The organism is Shewanella sp. P1-14-1, assembly GCF_001401775.1.
Classification (GTDB): Bacteria; Pseudomonadota; Gammaproteobacteria; order Enterobacterales; family Shewanellaceae; genus Shewanella; species Shewanella japonica.
This window is the reverse complement of sequence record NZ_LKTL01000001.1, coordinates 89,519-106,781: the sequence shown is the minus strand read 5'-3', so window position 1 is coordinate 106,781 and position 17,263 is coordinate 89,519. Positions and strand designations below refer to the sequence as shown.

Genomic DNA, 17,263 nt, shown 5'->3' with positions numbered 1-17,263 from the left:
ATGTCCACACTGACCATTAAAAATGTTAAAAGTGACTACCAAGGGCAGGTCATACTTAATGGACTCAATCTAACGTTAGAGCAGGGAGAAATCGTTGCGCTGTTAGGGCCTAGTGGCTGCGGTAAAACCACGTTATTACGTGCTATTGCTGGTCTTCAAGCGATCAGTGAAGGTGAAATTATCATAAATGGTCAATCGCTGAGTGCTGATGGCGTATTTGTTCCCAGCGAAAAGCGTGGCATTGGGATGATTTTTCAAGATTATGCATTGTTTCCCCATTTAACCGTCAGTGATAATATTTTGTTTGGTGTTAAGGGGTTATCTGAAAAAGATCGCCAAGACCGCCTTGAGGATATGCTCGCTTTAGTTAAGCTTGAAGGCTTAGGGAAACGTTACCCTCATGAGTTATCAGGTGGCCAGCAACAACGTGTTTCGATTGCCAGAGCCTTAGCGTATCAACCCGAGATTTTACTTCTCGATGAGCCTTTTTCTAATATCGATTCTCAAGTGCGTAGTGAGATGATGCTGGAAATCAGACAGATCTTAAAGCAGCGTAATGTCAGTGCAGTTTTTGTCACTCACAGTAAAGATGAAGCATTTGTATTTGCAGATAAACTGGCTTTATTTAAAGAAGGTGGAATTGTTCAGCATGGTATTGCAGAAGACTTGTACGGTGCGCCAAACGATCGTTACGTTGCAGAGTTTCTTGGTGAGGGCAACTACATTACCGTCACCATTAAAAGCGCCACGCAAGTCGCCTCCATATTAGGCTTAATAGAAAGCACTAGCCTGATAAAAAACGTGGTTAATACTCAGGGGCAATTACTTCTCAGACCGCAGCAAATCGAGATTCAACCTGCAGCACAGGGGCAAGGTGAAATTGTCGAGCGACGTTTTCTGGGTACAATTTGTCATTATTGGGTTAAAGTAGGTCAACAGACGCTCGAAGTGAGAAGTCAGTTAACCGAACTGACATTAGGCCAGAAAGTTAATTTGTCCATATCAGCGCATCCGCTAGTGATTTTTTAGTGACCTAAGTCTAAATTGATTAAATATTGCATAGAGCAGTAAGGAATAAATTGCTCAATTGCCTTAAACTCTTTATATCTTATTATTGTTAAAGGTGATTGATTCCAACATGGAAACACAGAATATGCCTCGCGAACAGTTAGGGATTTGTGCTGAAGGAAATCTGCATAGCGTCTATTTGATGTTTAATGCAAATGATGGTGTCGAAGATCAGCTTCGCCCATGTTTAGCCAATGTAGCCCAATATATTTATGAATTATCTGACCAATATGCAGATAGTGCATTTAATGGCTTTGTTGCTATTGGTGCGAATTATTGGGATACCATTTTTGACGGACAAAGACCTGCTCAATTACGCCCTTTTCCTGCGATGAATGAAGGTAATCGAGATGCACCAGCAATCGAATACGACTTATTCATGCATATCCGCTGCGATCGTTATGACATTTTGCATTTAGTTGCCAATGAAATTAGCCAAATGTTTGAAGGTTTGGTTGAGTTAATTGAAGAAGAACGTGGCTTTAGATTTATGGACAGCCGTGACTTAACTGGCTTTGTCGATGGTACAGAAAACCCGAAAGGGCGCAGCCGTCAAGAAGTTGCTTTAGTGGCTGATGAGGATATCTCATTTAAAGGCGGTAGTTATGTTCATGTGCAAAAATATGCCCATAACTTGAGTAAATGGAATCGCCTACCGCAGAAGAAACAAGAAGATATCATTGGCCGTACTAAGCAAGATGATATTGAGTACGCTTCTGAAGATAAGCCATTAACCAGCCATATCAAGCGAGTTAATTTAAAAGATGCAGATGGCAAGTCGATGGAGATTTTACGTCAGAGCATGCCTTTTGGCTCGTTAAGAGAGCAAGGGTTGATGTTTATCTCGACCTGCCATAATCCAACTCATTTTGAAGAAATGCTACGCAGCATGATTTATGGTGACGGTCATGGTAATCACGACCACCTCATGCAGTTTACTAAAGCGCTGACAGGGTCATCATTCTTTGCGCCATCATTAGATTTTTTAGCGCAGTTTGCTAACGACTAATTTTACAAGATACGCGTTCTTGTATGCTTGGATAGATTAAAACCAAAAAAAGCAATGCCAAGGCATTGCTTTTTTATTGCGTTTTCGTCCGTACTACAGGCTCAACATGACGCTTGTTTTACTCGCTGTAGTTAAACAGTGATTTAACCGTTTCTAACGTATCATCGATGGTTTTAATACTTGATGGACAAATGAAGATCGTGTCGTCACCAGCAATGGTACCTAAAATGCCTTCAGGCTTACCTATTGAATCAAGTAATCGCGCGATGAGTTGTGCTGCTCCTGGACTGGTACGCACTACAATCATAGCTTGGTTATGATCAACATCTAATACTAAGTTTTTAACTGGGCTACCTGCTGTCGGTACACCTAATTCAGCGGGCAAACAGTACACCATTTCTTGCTTAGCATTTCGAGTCCGCACCGCGCCAAACTTACTGAGCATGCGCGATACTTTAGATTGGTTTATGTTGCCAAAACCTTCTGCTTGTAGTGCGTTGACGATCTCACTTTGGCTACCAAAGCGCTCTTCCTTTAATATCGACTTAAACGTTTTAACGAGTTCATCCTGATTCTTGGTCGCTGGCATATTTTTTTTCGTCTTATAGTAATTTTTAAATTGAATACAATATATTCACAAAACGGGTTCATTTTGAATATATAAACGTCACAAGTCAAGAAATAAGCTAAATCGGTGAATAAAAATTCACTTTACAGTGTAAGTGCTAAATCAGGGATTATTGATATATATATCATAGAATAAGTTAATTGCTTTACTCCACTAAGGGATAATTGAAATTGTCTCGCTGATGCAGTAATGTGACGCCACAAGAAATATGATCTATGTCACAGACTGAGAATCATAAACTTAGAAGTCAAACATAAGAACGTTATTGGAGATAATTATGAAAGTAGCTGTACTTGGTGCTGCTGGCGGTATCGGCCAGGCCCTAGCTTTACTATTAAAAACTCAACTTCCTGCAGGCTCAAAGTTGTCTCTGTATGACATTGCTCCTGTAACACCAGGTGTTGCTGTCGATTTAAGCCACATCCCAACAGATGTTGAAGTGGCTGGTTTTGCTGGTGAAGATCCAACGCCTGCGCTAGTTGACGCTGATGTTGTTCTTATTTCTGCTGGTGTTGCACGTAAGCCTGGAATGGATCGTTCAGATCTATTTAATATCAATGCGGGTATTGTACGTAACCTTATTGAAAAAGTCGCTGCGACTTGCCCTAAAGCATTGATTGGTGTGATCACTAACCCAGTAAATACAACAGTTGCTATTGCAGCTGAAGTACTTAAAAAAGCGGGTGTTTACGATAAGAATCGTTTATTCGGTGTGACGACACTTGATGTTATTCGTTCTGAAACTTTCATCGCTGAGCTTAAAGGCCTAAATGTTGCTGATGTTAACATTAACGTTATCGGCGGCCACAGTGGTGTGACTATTCTTCCACTTCTTTCACAAGTTGAAGGCGTAAGCTTTACTGATGAAGAAGTTGCTTCACTAACAACTCGCATCCAAAACGCTGGTACAGAAGTTGTTGAAGCTAAAGCCGGTGGCGGTAGTGCGACACTTTCAATGGGTCAAGCGGCATGTCGTTTCGGTCTATCTTTAGTTCGCGGCCTACAAGGTGAAGCAAACGTTGTTGAATGTGCATACGTAGATGGCGGCAGCGAGCACGCTGAATTCTTCGCACAGCCTGTTGTATTAGGTAAAAACGGCGTAGAAAAAGTACTTCCATACGGTGAAGTAAGCGCATTTGAAGCAAACGCACGTGATGCAATGCTTGATACGTTAAAAGGCGATATCGACCTAGGTGTTGAATTCGTTAAGTAAGCTCATCGTTTACGACAAAAAGCGAAGCCTAGGCTTCGCTTTTTTGTGTCTGTAATCTGCAGTTACCACTGCACTGTTTTACCTTGCCAATCAAGAAACTCTGCTTGGTTGTTAAATTCAATACCTTGGTGAATTGTGAGTAATTGCTGGGCGACGAAGTCTGCGGTGAACAATTTCCCTTCGGGAACGTTGGCCTGAAAAGGTTTAGATAACTCGGTATCGGTTGTACCGGGGTGAAACGCAATCAATTTTGTATTTTTAGCTCGGCGTGCATACTCAATTGCACTGGTTTTTATTAACATATTCAATGCCGCTTTTGATGCTCTGTAGCTATACCAGCCTCCTAACTGATTTTCACTGATACTGCCAACTCTGGCACTTAACACACTGATGATGCATGCCTGCTTGCCGTTTACGATTTTAACGAGATGTTGAAGCCACATCATTGGCACTAATGTGTTGGATTGAAAGACTGACAGCATAGATGCTGGGGTAATATCTTCAAGGCGCTTTTCTGGCGATAAAACAGTTGATGGCTCAATTTGTTGATTTTCTGGACTCTTTGAGGTCTGTGGATTATGTGTATGGACTGACATTTGATTGTTTAATGAATGCAATCTGCCATTACAAATAAACACCTTGGTGATACGCCCTTTAATTGATGATAGAGCAAGGCACACTCTTGCTATGTTTTCGTTAGCGTCATTACTGGCGCTATTACCAAAGTCATTCATGGTGTAATCGCAGGAAATGTGGTGATGAATGTTATTGCTAACATTAAAAACCAGTTCTTTTTGACTGATGGTAATGATTTGCTCAATCTCAGCATTATCAGCGAGCTCGGTGAAAATCGCTTTTGCAATACCTGAAGATGCGCCGATAACAATGGCAGTGTTAACGGCTTGAACACGACAGATATCCATAGGCTACTTCAACTTACAGCTACCGTCTTCACAACGTTGCTGTCCTGTGAGTAGATAAGAAAGTTGGTAGCGATTTTTCGCAAATCCACGATAAGCGATATCAGCAAAAGGTTTAACACAAGGTAAGCGTAATAATTGAATCCACTTATGCTTACCTGTTAATGCCCAAGCTTTAGCTGTCACATCTAATCCCGTTAGAATTGTGCCGTCATTTGTTTCTGCATGCAGGATGTTATTGGCCACAGATAAATCAATATGGGGGTATTTTTCTTCGAAATTGTCTTGGTTTAAATCAGCCAATTCAATTTTGTGTAATCGATCGTGCTTCTTAAGTTGCGCCATTTCGTTAGAACATAATGGACAAGCGCTATCGTAAAAAATTCGTAACTCCATAGTGCACCTCAGCCTGTTTGGGTTAAAAATCAATACGTCGATTGTCACAAGTTAGATCTTTTTTGTGCTCTAGTGCACCTATTATGGGGTGTCATTGAATGTTAGTATCGTACTAATTGCTCACTTTTGACGGAACAAAACATGAAGAAACTCAGCCAGTTTAGTTCTTTTTTAGTTATATTCCCCTCGATAATTTCCAGTGTTTTACTCAGTGTTGCCAACGCAGAAGAAGGCAGTGAAGCCACCAGTCGTGATATCCCTCGTCCAGTCAAAGTGCTGCAAGTTGATGTGGGCTCTGAATACCGTGAGCGCTTTTTACCAGGCGAAGTTAAAGCCTCAGAAAAAGCGGCATTGTCATTTCGAGTCTCAGGTGAAATTGCTGAAATCTTTGTTAGACCTGGAGATGCCGTTGAACCAGGAGATATATTAGCCACACTCGATAGTGATATTTATCAGCAACACTTAGCCATGGCGCAAGCACAATTCGAGTTAGCTAAAGTGTTGTTTGAGCGCAATGAGTCTTTGGTTGAGCAAGGGGTGGTATCACGTAACGATTATGACCAAGCTAAAAGTGATTTTACCGTAGCTCAAGCTGCACTGGATAAAGCCAAAACCGATGTGACCTACACTAAGTTGCGTGCCCCCTATCAAGGGGTGATTTCTAAACGCAGTAAGCGTGAGTTTGAGTTTGTCCAAGCACAAGAAGAAGTCATGGGGATTCGAACTGATGCATCTGCAGATATTAGTTTCCAATTGCCAGAGCAATTTATAGGTTTTTTACAAAAATCTGATAAAGGCTTAGAAGATATAGACAACATAGAAGTTAAGTTTGATAGCCGCGATCAATGGTATGTCGCTCGCTTAAAAGAGCTTAATACCGTTGCCGACCCTACAACCAGTAGTTACACCATTATATTAACTTTACCAATGCCAGATGAACTGAATGTTCTACCTGGCATGTCAGCACGAGTAAAAGTAAAGTTGCCCGCAAGAACGGCCGATGCCCATCCGAAAATCCCTAAAGGCGCAGTGGTCAAAGAAAACCAACAAGCCTATGTATTTACTTGGTCACCGACTCAGCAACGAGTCAAAAAGGTACCTGTTACCCTACAGGGAACTCGAATGATGTCAGGGCTAAATGATGGTGATTGGCTTGTCGTCGCAGGAGCCGCTGAGCTTAAAGATGGCCAAGCAGCGGTGAAGTGGATTAAAGAGCGAGGCTTATAATATGCAACGGATTCAACATTCTAGAATGAGTTCCATCATTAATCGTCTAGGGGGCGTTGCCTTAGGCCTATTGGGCTTATCCGCCTGTGAGCGCACTGTAGACATTGAGCCAACAAAAACCTTAGTGAAAACTTATACCTTGCCTCATGCTAATAATGAAGTGATGCGTGAATTTAATGGTGTGGCTAGAGCGCAAGATTTAACGAACCTGTCTTTTAGAGTTGAGGGACGAATAGAGCGTATACCAGCAACAAAAGGCAAGTCGGTTGAAAAAGGTGAGTTACTCGCCGTACTTGAAAAACGTGACTACACCATTGCCCTAAGCGATCGTCAAGCACGTTTAGAAGTCAGTTATAAACAGGCCCAACGAGGCAAGCAGTTAGTTGAAAGCAAGTTAATGGCACAATCTGACTATGATGAAATGAATGCCCAATATTTAGTGGCAAAAGCAGAAGAGCGCCAAGCTGAGTTAAACTTGCAATACACAGAATTGCGCGCGCCATTTTCAGGGATTGTCAGTGATGTATTTTTAGAGTCTTTTGAAAATGTGCAGCCGGGTGTATCTGTACTCAGTATTCAAAAAGTTGAGCGTATTGAAGTGGATGTGCAAATTCCAGATATGCTGATTGCTGTTTCAAAAAAGCAAGAAGACAGAGAGAGTCAAGCCAAGTTGAATGTCAGCTTTGAGGCTTTTCCTAATACTCAATTTAGCGGCCGTTTATTAGAGGTCAACACCGAAAAAGATCCCACGACATCAACTTATATTGCCACCATTGCAGTGGACTTAGACCCCAAATATAAAGTGTTAGAAGGCATGCCAGCAAAAGTACAAGTTAACTTGAGCGACATGACTTACACCTATCATCGAGAATATTTAGTGCCAATCGAAGCGGTTGTTATGCAAGATGGTAGTGATATTGATGCACAAAATAGTGGTGTTTGGCTTTACAACGCTGCCGATAATTCGATTCAGTATCAACCAGTAACACTGGGGGTTATTGTCGGTGATGAAATTGAAGTGATCAGTGGCCTTGATGATGGCCAAACCATTATCACAACAGGCGCAGCCCGTTTAGTTAAAGGCCAGCAAGTACAGTTACTAGAGGAGGGAGCATGATGACTCAGTATCCAAAAGTACTCCTTAATAACGCCAATCACTCAACTGATACAAGGGAAAGTGTGTAATGAATATAGCAGGCTACTTTGTTAAAAATACTGTGATCAGTTGGATGTTTACCCTAATACTGCTTATTGGCGGATTGATGGCATTTACTGGACTAGGCCAATTGGAAGATCCGCCTTTTACCATTAAAGATGCTGTGGTTGTCACCTTATATCCTGGCGCAACGTCCACAGAGGTGGAAGAAGAAGTCACCTACCCAATTGAAAAGGCAATTCAAGCATTGCCCTATGTCGACTATATTCGCTCACTCAGTACCTCGGGTATGTCGCAAATTACGGTAACCATGAAGAACATCTATGGCCCTGAAGAATTGCCACAGATATGGGATGAATTGCGCCGTAAAGTTAACGACATGTCATCAAGTTTACCGCCGGGAGTACAAGCGCCTATCGTCAATGATGATTTTGGCGATGTGTACGGCATCATGTTGATGGTGAGCGGCACGGACTACAGTTATCGAGATATTCTCGATTACGTCGACTATGTAAAACGTGAGCTCGAATTGGTACCAGGTGTCGGTAAAGTGTCATTGGCAGGGAACCAGCAAGAGCAGGTGTTTGTTGAAATGTCGTTGAACAAAGCAGCGAGTTCTAACATCGACCCCTCATTGATTCAAAATCTACTTAACTCGCAAAACATGGTGTCAGATGCGGGTAATATTCGGGTATCTGCCGATAACTTAAAAATTCGTACCAGTGGCGGCTTTAAGTCTGTCAGTGAGCTTGAAGAGTTAATCATTCCCGGTACCCAAGGTGACAAGCTAATTTATCTAAAAGATGTCGCTACTGTTTCTCGTGGTTTTCAAAATATCCCGACCAATTTACTCAAGTTTAATCAGCATGACGCCATCAACATAGGTATATCGTTTTCGACTGGGGTCAATGTTGTTGAGGTGGGTAAAGCCATTGACGCAAAACTTGCCAGCATTGAAAGTGTACGCCCTGCAGGTATGGTGATTGAAACCATGTACAACCAGCCTAATGAAGTTGATGCCTCCGTCGGCAGCTTTGTGTGGAACCTCATTGCAGCAGTGGTGATTGTTGTAGGGGTATTGCTGGTATTTATGGGCTTTAAATCAGGGATATTAATTGGATTAATCCTATTTTTAACCTGTTTGGGCACCTTTATGCTGATGTTGCAGGCTGAGATTGAACTGCAACGTATCTCCCTCGGGGCATTAATTATTGCCTTAGGGATGCTGGTGGATAATGCCATTGTGATTGTTGAAGGCATACTCATCGGTCGGCAACGTGGACAAACAACCCTAGAGGCAGCTCAAGGCATCGTTAAACAAACAATGTGGCCATTACTTGGCGCAACTGTCATTGCGATTACAGCTTTTGCACCTATTGGGCTCTCGCCAGATTCGACGGGTGAATTTGCGGGGTCGTTATTTTGGGTATTACTGTTTTCGCTGTTTTTATCTTGGATTACTGCGATCACGATTACACCATTTTTCGCGCAATTATTTTTTGGCTCGGAAGCTGAAAAAGTGGAAGGTGAACCAAAAGATCCGTATGGCGGTGCCTTCTTCATGTATTACAAGGCACTACTTGATGTGTGTATGCGCTTTCGTTGGGTCAGTGTGGTTGCCGTTGTTATTGCGTTTTGCGCCTCTATTTATGGCTTTGCTTACGTTAAGCAATCGTTTTTCCCGCCGTCTACCACACCTATATTTTTAGTCGATGTGTGGATGCCAGAAGGGACCGATATTCGTGAAACTCAAACCGTCGTTGAAGGGATGGAGGCCATCGCGTTTAACCTTGATAATGTCGAGTATGTGGCATCTACCATAGGTAAAGGTTTTCCTCGTTTCTTATTGACTTATTCGCCTGAGAAAAATTACGCATCCTATGCGCAAATTGCGTTAAGAACATCAGATTTTGAAACCTTATCTGATGTGATGGTGACCTTTCGAAGGGACGTAGAGCGCAGTTATCCGCAAGCACAGCTTAAATTTAAGCGCTTAGAAATTGGTCCATCAACGGATGCCAAAATCGAAGCAAGGATCAGCGGCGCCGATCCTGATGTATTGCGGAGTATTGCAGCGCAAGTGATGGAGATATTTAATGCCACGCCAGCCACAGTCAATGTACGTCACGACTGGCGTGAGCGGGTGAAATACATTGCCCCACGGTTTAATGAAACCCAAGCTCGCCGTCTAGGTATTGTAAAAAGTGAAGTCGATGATGCATTAAAATTTTCGTTTACAGGCTTACAAATCGGGGTTTACCGTGAAGGCACCACCTTGCTGCCGATTATCGGTCGCTTGCCTGAAGATGAGCGCATTGATATCGAATCCTTAGAGAGTATTCGTATTTGGAGCCCAGCGCTAAGTGCCTTTGTACCTCTGCAACAAGTGGTTGATGGTTTTGAGGTGAAGTTTGAAGATCCGATTATTCAACGTCGGGATCGTAAACGTACCTTAACTGTATTTGCCGATACCGATTTTGAATACGGTATTCTCCCAGCTGAACTGTTTGCCAAAATCAAACCTAAAGTAGAGGCACTCGAGTTACCAGTAGGGTATGAGCTGCAATGGGGAGGGGAATATGAATCATCGACAGATGCGCAAGAGTCATTATTTGCGACCTTGCCATTAGGCTTTTTATTCATGTTTTTGATTACCGTGTTCTTGTTTAATTCGGTAAGAAAACCCCTGGTTATCTGGGCTTGTGTACCATTAGCTATTATCGGTATTACATCTGGATTGTTAATCCTTGATAAACCATTTAGCTTTATGGCGTTGTTAGGCATGCTCAGCTTATCGGGCATGCTACTGAAAAACGGGATTGTTTTATTGGATCAAATTAACACTGACATCAACGAAGGAATAGAAACCTTTGAAGCCGTGTTTAACTCAACGGTGAGTCGTGTGCGACCTGTTTGTATGGCCGCCATAACCACGATTTTAGGTGTGTTGCCACTGTTAACCGACGCTTTCTTTGAGTCGCTTGCAGCAGTAGTCATGTTCGGTTTAGGGGTAGCAACCATGCTGACTCTGATCATTGTTCCAGTGTTTTATATCATCTTCTTCAAAGTTAAGTACCGAAACTATAAAGAGTTTTAGTTAGCAAAATTGGCGTTTTATCGCTATAACTATAAGAGTCAGCCATTAACGGTTGACTCTTTTTTATGTGATCTAACTTGCTCATTGTCACGTACTACCCAGTGAATTTATAAGAGGCTCACTATGTCCATTAGCCAAGCAATCATTAAAGTGACCAATCTTCGTTTACGAACGTTTATTGGTTTTAATCCTGACGAACGTGAAAAGCAGCAAGATGTTGTGATTAATATTGAAATCCAATATCCCGCCGACAAGTCATTTGAAACTGACGATGTTGCAGATGCACTTAACTATAAAGTCATTACTAAAAAAGTTATCCAACATGTTGAAGAAGGGCGCTTTTTACTGCTCGAAAAGTTGGTGGCAGATGTGTTGGCTATTTGTAGTGAGCACCCATCAATCACGATGTCACGGGTGACAATTGATAAACCTCATGCTTTACGTTTTGCCGACTCTGTTTCGCTGTCTTTAGAGCAACGCAAATAATCGGTAGCCGCTGGCTATCACGTAATAGTGTGGTTTTATTTGGCACGGGTTGCCATAAGGAAAACACATGATTTCAGATGAAGCACGCAAGGTGCAGCAAGTTCTTATTGAGCGAGGTCTTGAAACGCCATTGGTCGAAAATCAGATGACCAGTGACCAAAAAATAGAACGCATTCAAGGATTGATGACTGAAGTTGTCTCAACATTAGGTCTGGATTTAACCGATGACAGTTTGTGTGAAACACCACATCGAATTGCCAAAATGTACGTGAATGAAATTTTTTCGGGGCTCGACTATCAGCATTTCCCTAAAGTGACCCAAATCGATAATAAAATGGGCGTTGAAGAAATGGTTAAAGTCAGCGATGTCAGTGTTGTGAGTACCTGCGAGCATCACTTTATCACCATAGATGGCGTAGCCAATGTGGCTTATATGCCTAAATCAAAGATTATTGGTCTGTCTAAAATCAATCGGATTGTGCGCTTCTTTGCTCAGCGCCCCCAAGTACAAGAGCGTTTAACGCAACAAATTTTAGTCGCATTGCAAACGCTTTTAGAAACTGAAGATGTCGCAGTCAGTATGAATGCCACTCATTATTGTGTGAAATCTCGTGGCATCATGGACACCCAGTCGCACACCACCACATCAGCATTAGGTGGTTGCTTCAAAAGCAACCCTGCGACCCGAGCAGAGTTTTACTCAAAGGCTTGATTCACTCAGCTAACTCATGAATGATGGATAACAGACACGAGGTCATTAGTCGCTGCTAATGACCTTTATTATGTGAGTTTAACTACTGGCTCAATACAAGAATAAGAGAACTCAAATGAAACACACCATATTGATTACAGGGGTTGGTAAACGTATCGGCTATGCGTTAGCAAAGCATTTTATTGCCCAAGGCCATCAAGTGATTGGCACCTTTAGAACACACTACCCAAGTATTGATGAGTTGGCTGAACTAGGGGCCGATTTATACCAGTGTGACTTAACTCTCCCTGAAGAAATAAACGATATGTTACAGCGCATTGTTGCGCAATATAGCGAGCTAAATTGCATTATCCATAATGCATCTGATTGGCATAATGATAAAACCTCAAATGAGGTGAGCTCTGCGGATATTATGACAAGAATGATGAATATTCATGTGAGCGCACCTTATCAAATTAACCTTGCTTTAGCGCCATTATTAACTGCCAGTGCTAAGCAACAAGTTGGTGCCAGTAATATTATTCATATCACCGATTATGTCGCCGAAAAGGGCAGTAAAAAGCATATTGCTTATGCGGCCAGTAAGGCGGGATTGCATAATTTGACGCTATCTTTTGCGGCAAAACTTGCGCCTGAAGTTAAAGTGAACTCTATTGCCCCTGCGATGATTTTATTTAACGAAGGTGATGATGACGACTATAAAGTGAAAGCTTTAGCAAAAGCGATTTTGCCTGTCGAGGCCGGTAATAATGAAATGATATCGCTGGTAGATTATTTAACCTCCAGTCATTATGTGACAGGCCGAAGCTATGCGGTTGATGGTGGCAGACAACTAAAATAATGGATTGCGGGCACTGTTAGCACTAATTAAAAAAAGTTTTAGACTTCTAGATGGCTAATTGCTAATGTGGATACAGATTTGATTGAGCACTGCGATAAACAATCAGCAATGTTCAATCAATTTTCCGTTATCAACGATGAACGATTAGAAGGGGTCTATCATGGCAGCAGACAATAATGCTCAAGGGATGAAACTGGAGTCACTGGCTTTACACCACGGCTATCAATCAGAAGCCACCACCAAAGCCGCCGCAGTGCCCATTTACCAAACCACTTCTTATACCTTTGATGATACCCAGCATGGTGCTGATTTATTTGATTTAAAAGTGCCTGGTAACATTTATACTCGTATTATGAACCCCACTACAGATGTGCTAGAACAGCGACTTGCAGCAATCGAAGGCGGCATAGCAGCTCTAGCTGTAGCATCAGGTATGGCAGCCATTACCTATGCGATTCAGGCGCTGACACAAGTGGGTGATAACATCGTTAGTACAAGCCAGCTTTATGGCGGCACCTATAATTTATTTGCCCATACGTTACCTCGCCAAGGCATTGACGTGCGGATGGCTGCTTACGATGATTATGCAGGGCTTGAAGCATTAATTGATGACAATACTAAAGCACTTTTTTGTGAATCTATTGGTAACCCTGCAGGTAACGTTGTTGACCTGCAGCGGTTAGCAGAAATTGCGCATAAGCACGGTGTACCCTTAGTCGTTGATAATACCGTTGCAACCCCAGTACTGTGTCGTGCTATTGATCACGGCGCTGATATCGTTATTCACTCATTAACCAAATACATTGGCGGTCATGGCACCACCATTGGTGGGGTGATTATTGATTCGGGTAAGTTTGATTGGGTAGCGAATAAAGCGCGGTTTGCTTTACTGAATGAGCCAGATCCTTCCTATCATGGTGTGGTGTATACCGAAGCTTTTGGGCCTGCAGCCTTTATCGGTCGATGCCGTGTAGTTCCCTTACGCAATACTGGCGCAGCCTTATCACCGCAAAGTGCATTTTTATTACTTCAAGGGCTTGAAACACTCAGCTTACGAATGGAGCGCCATTGTGAAAATGCATTGGCACTTGCTGAGTATCTAGCGGATCATCCATCGGTTAGTTGGGTGAATTACGCCGCCTTAACCGACAGTCCCCAACACGAACGCTGTCAAAAGATTACCCAAGGTAAAGCCTCGGGTATCATTAGTTTTGGTATTAAGGCCAGTGATGCACAAGCGGGTAAAATTGCTGGTGGAAAATTCATTGATGCACTGCAAATGATTTTGCGTTTGGTCAATATTGGTGATGCTAAGTCATTGGCATGCCATCCTGCTACGACGACACATCGACAGTTAGACTCAGACGAGCTGGCTAAAGCGGGAGTATCTGAAGACTTAGTTCGTATCTCTGTCGGTATTGAGCACATTGACGATATTATTGCTGACGTATCTCAAGCATTAGCGGCAGCAACGCAATAGGCCGTTAACCATCAATATTCGCTGAGTTGGCGATTAGCTGAAAATAAAAAACCGTTATGAAAATAACGGTTTTTTTATGTGAACTGCAGCCATTGGTCAGTCGTTGGCGATACGTTTGGTTGGGGTAATGATGATTGGTAATGGAATATCCCAATACTCCACGGGTAAATAACTCACCTGTTGGCAATCATGGGCATAGCCCACTGCTAATGGTTTATTGCCTTTTACCTGAGCTAATGTGCGATCATAAAAGCCGCCGCCCATTCCCATTCGATTGCCTTTATCATCAAACGCGACTAAAGGCGTGACGATCATATCTAGTTTATCTACCGTAATAATATGGCGAATATCCAGTTTAGGTTCGGCAATATCAAAGCGGTTATTCACCATTACGGTATCAGGGCTGTAGCGGACAAATAATAAATGCCCTTTAGCAAAAGGATGTATACGAGGTAAATACACTTCTACACCTAGTTTCCACAATGCTTCAATTAATTTGTTGGTGGCAAGCTCGCCATCAAACCCCAAATAAATGGCCACTCTTTTGGCTGAAATTTGCTGTATTTCCGACAATAAATGGCGACTGGCAATTAACGCTAACTGATTTTGCTCTGCTTGGTCCATGCTATTTCGTTCTTGACGAATATGGCGACGAATACTATCTCGGCTCATATTTCGACTGTCGAATAACGGTTCAGCATCCCTTGGGCTATTAAAAGAATGCGGATAAATGACCTCGGCAGATGCTGATGGTTCTGCAGATGCTGGGCTAGCTGATGAAAAATACGTTATTGAAGGTTGTTTCGCTGTTGTGGCAGACTGATATTGGCTCGAACCAGTCATAAAGCGCGTCATGCTCATCGGTGAGAAGTTCTCCATCACTTACAAATGAAAGATAAAATAGCGATATGAACAAATGATGTTACAAGATGCAGATTATCCTGATATGTGAAAATATCAAAGAAGATAATCAATGGATTGACCAGCTTGAGTGTAAATGGGGAAAAATCAGCCGCTGGTATGATAATAAAACGCCGATGATAACCATCATCGGCGTTGTCTTATATCACATGCTGTAACTCAGGTTTGTATTGAAAGCGGTAAGTTAGCTCGCCACTCAAACCGTGTTTCTCGCTACTTTTCCATGTTCATTGATTTTAATAATACAGGGCTGTCGTAATCAGCGACTTCAGTTTTTGCTTTTAACCAGAACTGACGACGAGTTAAGAAGTAGGCAAAAATGACAGTCAACATTGCCCATTCAATCAGGTTTTCCGCCATAAACAGGGTGCCAGGGCGTAAGGACTGCAACATCTCGTACGGGTATCTGTCATGGTTTTCGATAAAACCAATACGTGAATTGAGAATAAATAGGCCATAGTGCAAGCCGCAATACACGCCAATACCAGCGATAAATCCAGCTACTTTTGTGTACCACTTATTCGGCAATTTTGTGCCAATGACGACAACATATAGGCCGACTAATAACGATGCAGCCATCAATGCATTGGTGATTTCTAGGGTATGTTGAATCACTTCAATACCGTTGTAATACAAGGTGAATCCAATATGAGGTACCAATAAGGTTAAACTGAGCGCCAAAAGCCATATTTTGCCCTGACCAATGTTCTTCCAATACCACTTTTGAATACCTTTATAGCTTAACCAGAATAAACCGATGATGAACAGATAGTTACACCATGCAGGTAAGCCAAATAAGCCAAACTTCATGGTGACTAATGCTAGCATCCATTCAGGGATTTGAGTCACACTCATACGATAAGCCGTTTCTTGGGCAAACGTTGGGTACATGACTGCAAACAATATTCCTATTGTTAGGAATAGAAAGGCGAATTTAAACATACTGCCAATCATTTTAGGCGCAATGCCTTTCACACTTTGCTTTTTAAGCTGAGTCACTAAGGTTTGATAATTAGAAACAACCGCATCTTTAATATCACTTGAAACCCAGTTCTCCTCTAATAATGCAATCGAGGTGTTAGTTTCATTGGCTTCAATAATGTTTTTAACCGCGGGTGTTGAAAGGGCTGCTTTATCATTAGATTTACTGCCGCCAGCGAGTTTTTGTGCCACGCTCCATACCGCAGGATCGTATACCCCACCTGCATCATGCGTGCTGTTTTTGTTACCACCAAAACACAACGTCGTGTCGACGTTATCGATGTTGGCAGTAAATTGTAAAGTCGGTAATTTGGCCTTAAAAGCATAAATAAAGGTGCAACCGTCCAAAGCGCCTTTAACATCGACTTCGGTGATATCATCTAAGTGGTGAACGATTTTAAGTCCCGTCTTTTTGACGTAATCAGACGTCCACTCATGGTAATCACTGGTGTTATATTCCCACTTTGTACTCCGTTTAGCTTCACCATCAATGGTGTAACTGAAATAGAGGTAACCACCACCATCACAGGTACGACAGGTCACCTTGCCTGAACCACTGCAGTTATAGCAGGTTTTACTACCACTGCCCCAGCATGATGAACATGTCTCAGTGGTATGAACCGTGCGGTTATTCTCGTAGCGAGTCACATGATTTCGGCCACTGCCACTACAACCGCTACAGGAAGTGCTACCGCTGCCATGACAACTGCCGCAGTTTTGTTTCCCAGAGCCACTACAGTTATAACAAACCTTGCTACCGACATAGGTTTCTGGCGCAGACTTTAAGCCACGATCTTTGATTAAAAAGTTTTCAGCAACGTCAGGGCCAAGTATTTTGATGAAACGATCGTTAAATAATGAATTTTGACCACTGACATACTCTTTTGCTTTATTGTTAGCATCGTCGTAAGCGTTCGAGGCGCTGCCACACTTGATGCCTGATGGACAATGCCCGCCATGTTCATGTTCGCTTACACCAATCTCAATGGTCCAGCCAAAGGTAAAGTTAAGCTCTGGTAACTTAGCTTCTTCATTACTCAATACAACTGGTACATCAACACCAGTTAAGTCTTTACCATTACTTCGTATAAAGTCCTGGAATTGCGTTAGTTTACTCACGTAATACTT

The 17,263-nt window shown here is 42.4% G+C and carries 16 protein-coding genes; 11 read left to right on the top strand and 5 right to left on the bottom strand.

The genetic code is table 11. The features are described 5' to 3' along the window. Window positions 1–1,029 (top strand): ABC transporter ATP-binding protein, encoded by a 1,029-nt coding sequence (locus AN944_RS00420; protein WP_055022605.1) that lies wholly within the window; start codon window positions 1–3, stop codon window positions 1,027–1,029. Window positions 1,030–1,138: 109 nt separating this feature from the next. Next, window positions 1,139–2,077 carry a Dyp-type peroxidase gene (locus tag AN944_RS00415; RefSeq protein WP_055022604.1) on the top strand — a complete coding sequence of 313 codons (939 nt, stop codon included), beginning with the start codon at window positions 1,139–1,141 and terminating at the stop codon, window positions 2,075–2,077. Window positions 2,078–2,195: 118 nt separating this feature from the next. Here AN944_RS00415 and argR read toward each other — a convergent pair whose 3' ends face one another. Then, the gene (argR, locus tag AN944_RS00410; protein ID WP_055022603.1) at window positions 2,196–2,666 is read right to left on the bottom strand and encodes a transcriptional regulator ArgR; all 471 of its coding nucleotides are present in this window, start codon (window positions 2,664–2,666) and stop codon (window positions 2,196–2,198) included. 316 nt (window positions 2,667–2,982) lie between these two features. Here argR and mdh point away from each other — a divergent pair, with 316 nt between their 5' ends. Next, window positions 2,983–3,918 carry a malate dehydrogenase gene (gene mdh, locus AN944_RS00405; protein WP_055022602.1) on the top strand — a complete coding sequence of 312 codons (936 nt, stop codon included), beginning with the start codon at window positions 2,983–2,985 and terminating at the stop codon, window positions 3,916–3,918. 62 nt (window positions 3,919–3,980) lie between these two features. Here mdh and AN944_RS00400 read toward each other — a convergent pair whose 3' ends face one another. Together AN944_RS00400 and AN944_RS00395 are read right to left on the bottom strand one after the other, a co-directional pair. Continuing rightward, on the bottom strand, window positions 3,981–4,841 hold the full coding sequence (locus AN944_RS00400) for an SDR family NAD(P)-dependent oxidoreductase (RefSeq protein WP_055022601.1): 861 nt from the start codon (window positions 4,839–4,841) through the stop codon (window positions 3,981–3,983). Window positions 4,842–4,844: 3 nt separating this feature from the next. Next, a complete protein-coding gene (locus AN944_RS00395; protein ID WP_055022600.1) occupies window positions 4,845–5,234 on the bottom strand; it encodes a thiol-disulfide oxidoreductase DCC family protein in 390 nt (129 codons plus the stop codon). A gap of 141 nt (window positions 5,235–5,375) precedes the next feature. Between AN944_RS00395 and AN944_RS00390 the strand changes: the two genes are divergently transcribed. From AN944_RS00390 to AN944_RS00360, 7 genes are all read left to right on the top strand, one after another. Further along, on the top strand, window positions 5,376–6,461 hold the full coding sequence (locus AN944_RS00390) for an efflux RND transporter periplasmic adaptor subunit (RefSeq protein WP_055022599.1): 1,086 nt from the start codon (window positions 5,376–5,378) through the stop codon (window positions 6,459–6,461). A gap of 1 nt (window position 6,462) precedes the next feature. Then, a complete protein-coding gene (locus AN944_RS00385; RefSeq protein ID WP_235530816.1) occupies window positions 6,463–7,578 on the top strand; it encodes an efflux RND transporter periplasmic adaptor subunit in 1,116 nt (371 codons plus the stop codon). A 67-nt stretch (window positions 7,579–7,645) separates the two neighbouring features. Continuing rightward, window positions 7,646–10,714, top strand: a complete 3,069-nt coding sequence (locus AN944_RS00380) for an efflux RND transporter permease subunit (protein ID WP_055022598.1) — start codon at window positions 7,646–7,648, stop codon at window positions 10,712–10,714. 129 nt (window positions 10,715–10,843) lie between these two features. Beyond that, a complete protein-coding gene (gene folX, locus AN944_RS00375) occupies window positions 10,844–11,200 on the top strand; it encodes a dihydroneopterin triphosphate 2'-epimerase (protein WP_055022743.1) in 357 nt (118 codons plus the stop codon). 67 nt (window positions 11,201–11,267) lie between these two features. Continuing rightward, window positions 11,268–11,912: a GTP cyclohydrolase I FolE gene (gene folE / locus AN944_RS00370; protein ID WP_055022597.1), complete on the top strand. Its 645-nt coding sequence runs from the start codon at window positions 11,268–11,270 to the stop codon at window positions 11,910–11,912. Between the two features lie 115 nt (window positions 11,913–12,027). After that, the gene (gene folM / locus AN944_RS00365) at window positions 12,028–12,753 is read left to right on the top strand and encodes a dihydromonapterin reductase (protein WP_055022596.1); all 726 of its coding nucleotides are present in this window, start codon (window positions 12,028–12,030) and stop codon (window positions 12,751–12,753) included. A gap of 187 nt (window positions 12,754–12,940) precedes the next feature. Further along, window positions 12,941–14,233, top strand: a complete 1,293-nt coding sequence (locus tag AN944_RS00360) for an O-acetylhomoserine aminocarboxypropyltransferase/cysteine synthase family protein (protein WP_055022742.1) — start codon at window positions 12,941–12,943, stop codon at window positions 14,231–14,233. A gap of 96 nt (window positions 14,234–14,329) precedes the next feature. Here the strand turns inward: AN944_RS00360 and AN944_RS00355 are convergent, their stop codons facing one another. After that, the gene (locus AN944_RS00355) at window positions 14,330–14,905 is read right to left on the bottom strand and encodes a 5-formyltetrahydrofolate cyclo-ligase (RefSeq protein ID WP_235530821.1); all 576 of its coding nucleotides are present in this window, start codon (window positions 14,903–14,905) and stop codon (window positions 14,330–14,332) included. 257 nt (window positions 14,906–15,162) lie between these two features. Here AN944_RS00355 and AN944_RS21585 point away from each other — a divergent pair, with 257 nt between their 5' ends. After that, window positions 15,163–15,312: a hypothetical protein gene (locus AN944_RS21585; RefSeq protein ID WP_160319064.1), complete on the top strand. Its 150-nt coding sequence runs from the start codon at window positions 15,163–15,165 to the stop codon at window positions 15,310–15,312. A 55-nt stretch (window positions 15,313–15,367) separates the two neighbouring features. Here the strand turns inward: AN944_RS21585 and AN944_RS00350 are convergent, their stop codons facing one another. Further along, the gene (locus AN944_RS00350; protein WP_055022594.1) at window positions 15,368–17,254 is read right to left on the bottom strand and encodes a hypothetical protein; all 1,887 of its coding nucleotides are present in this window, start codon (window positions 17,252–17,254) and stop codon (window positions 15,368–15,370) included. Window positions 17,255–17,263: the final 9 nt, after the last annotated feature.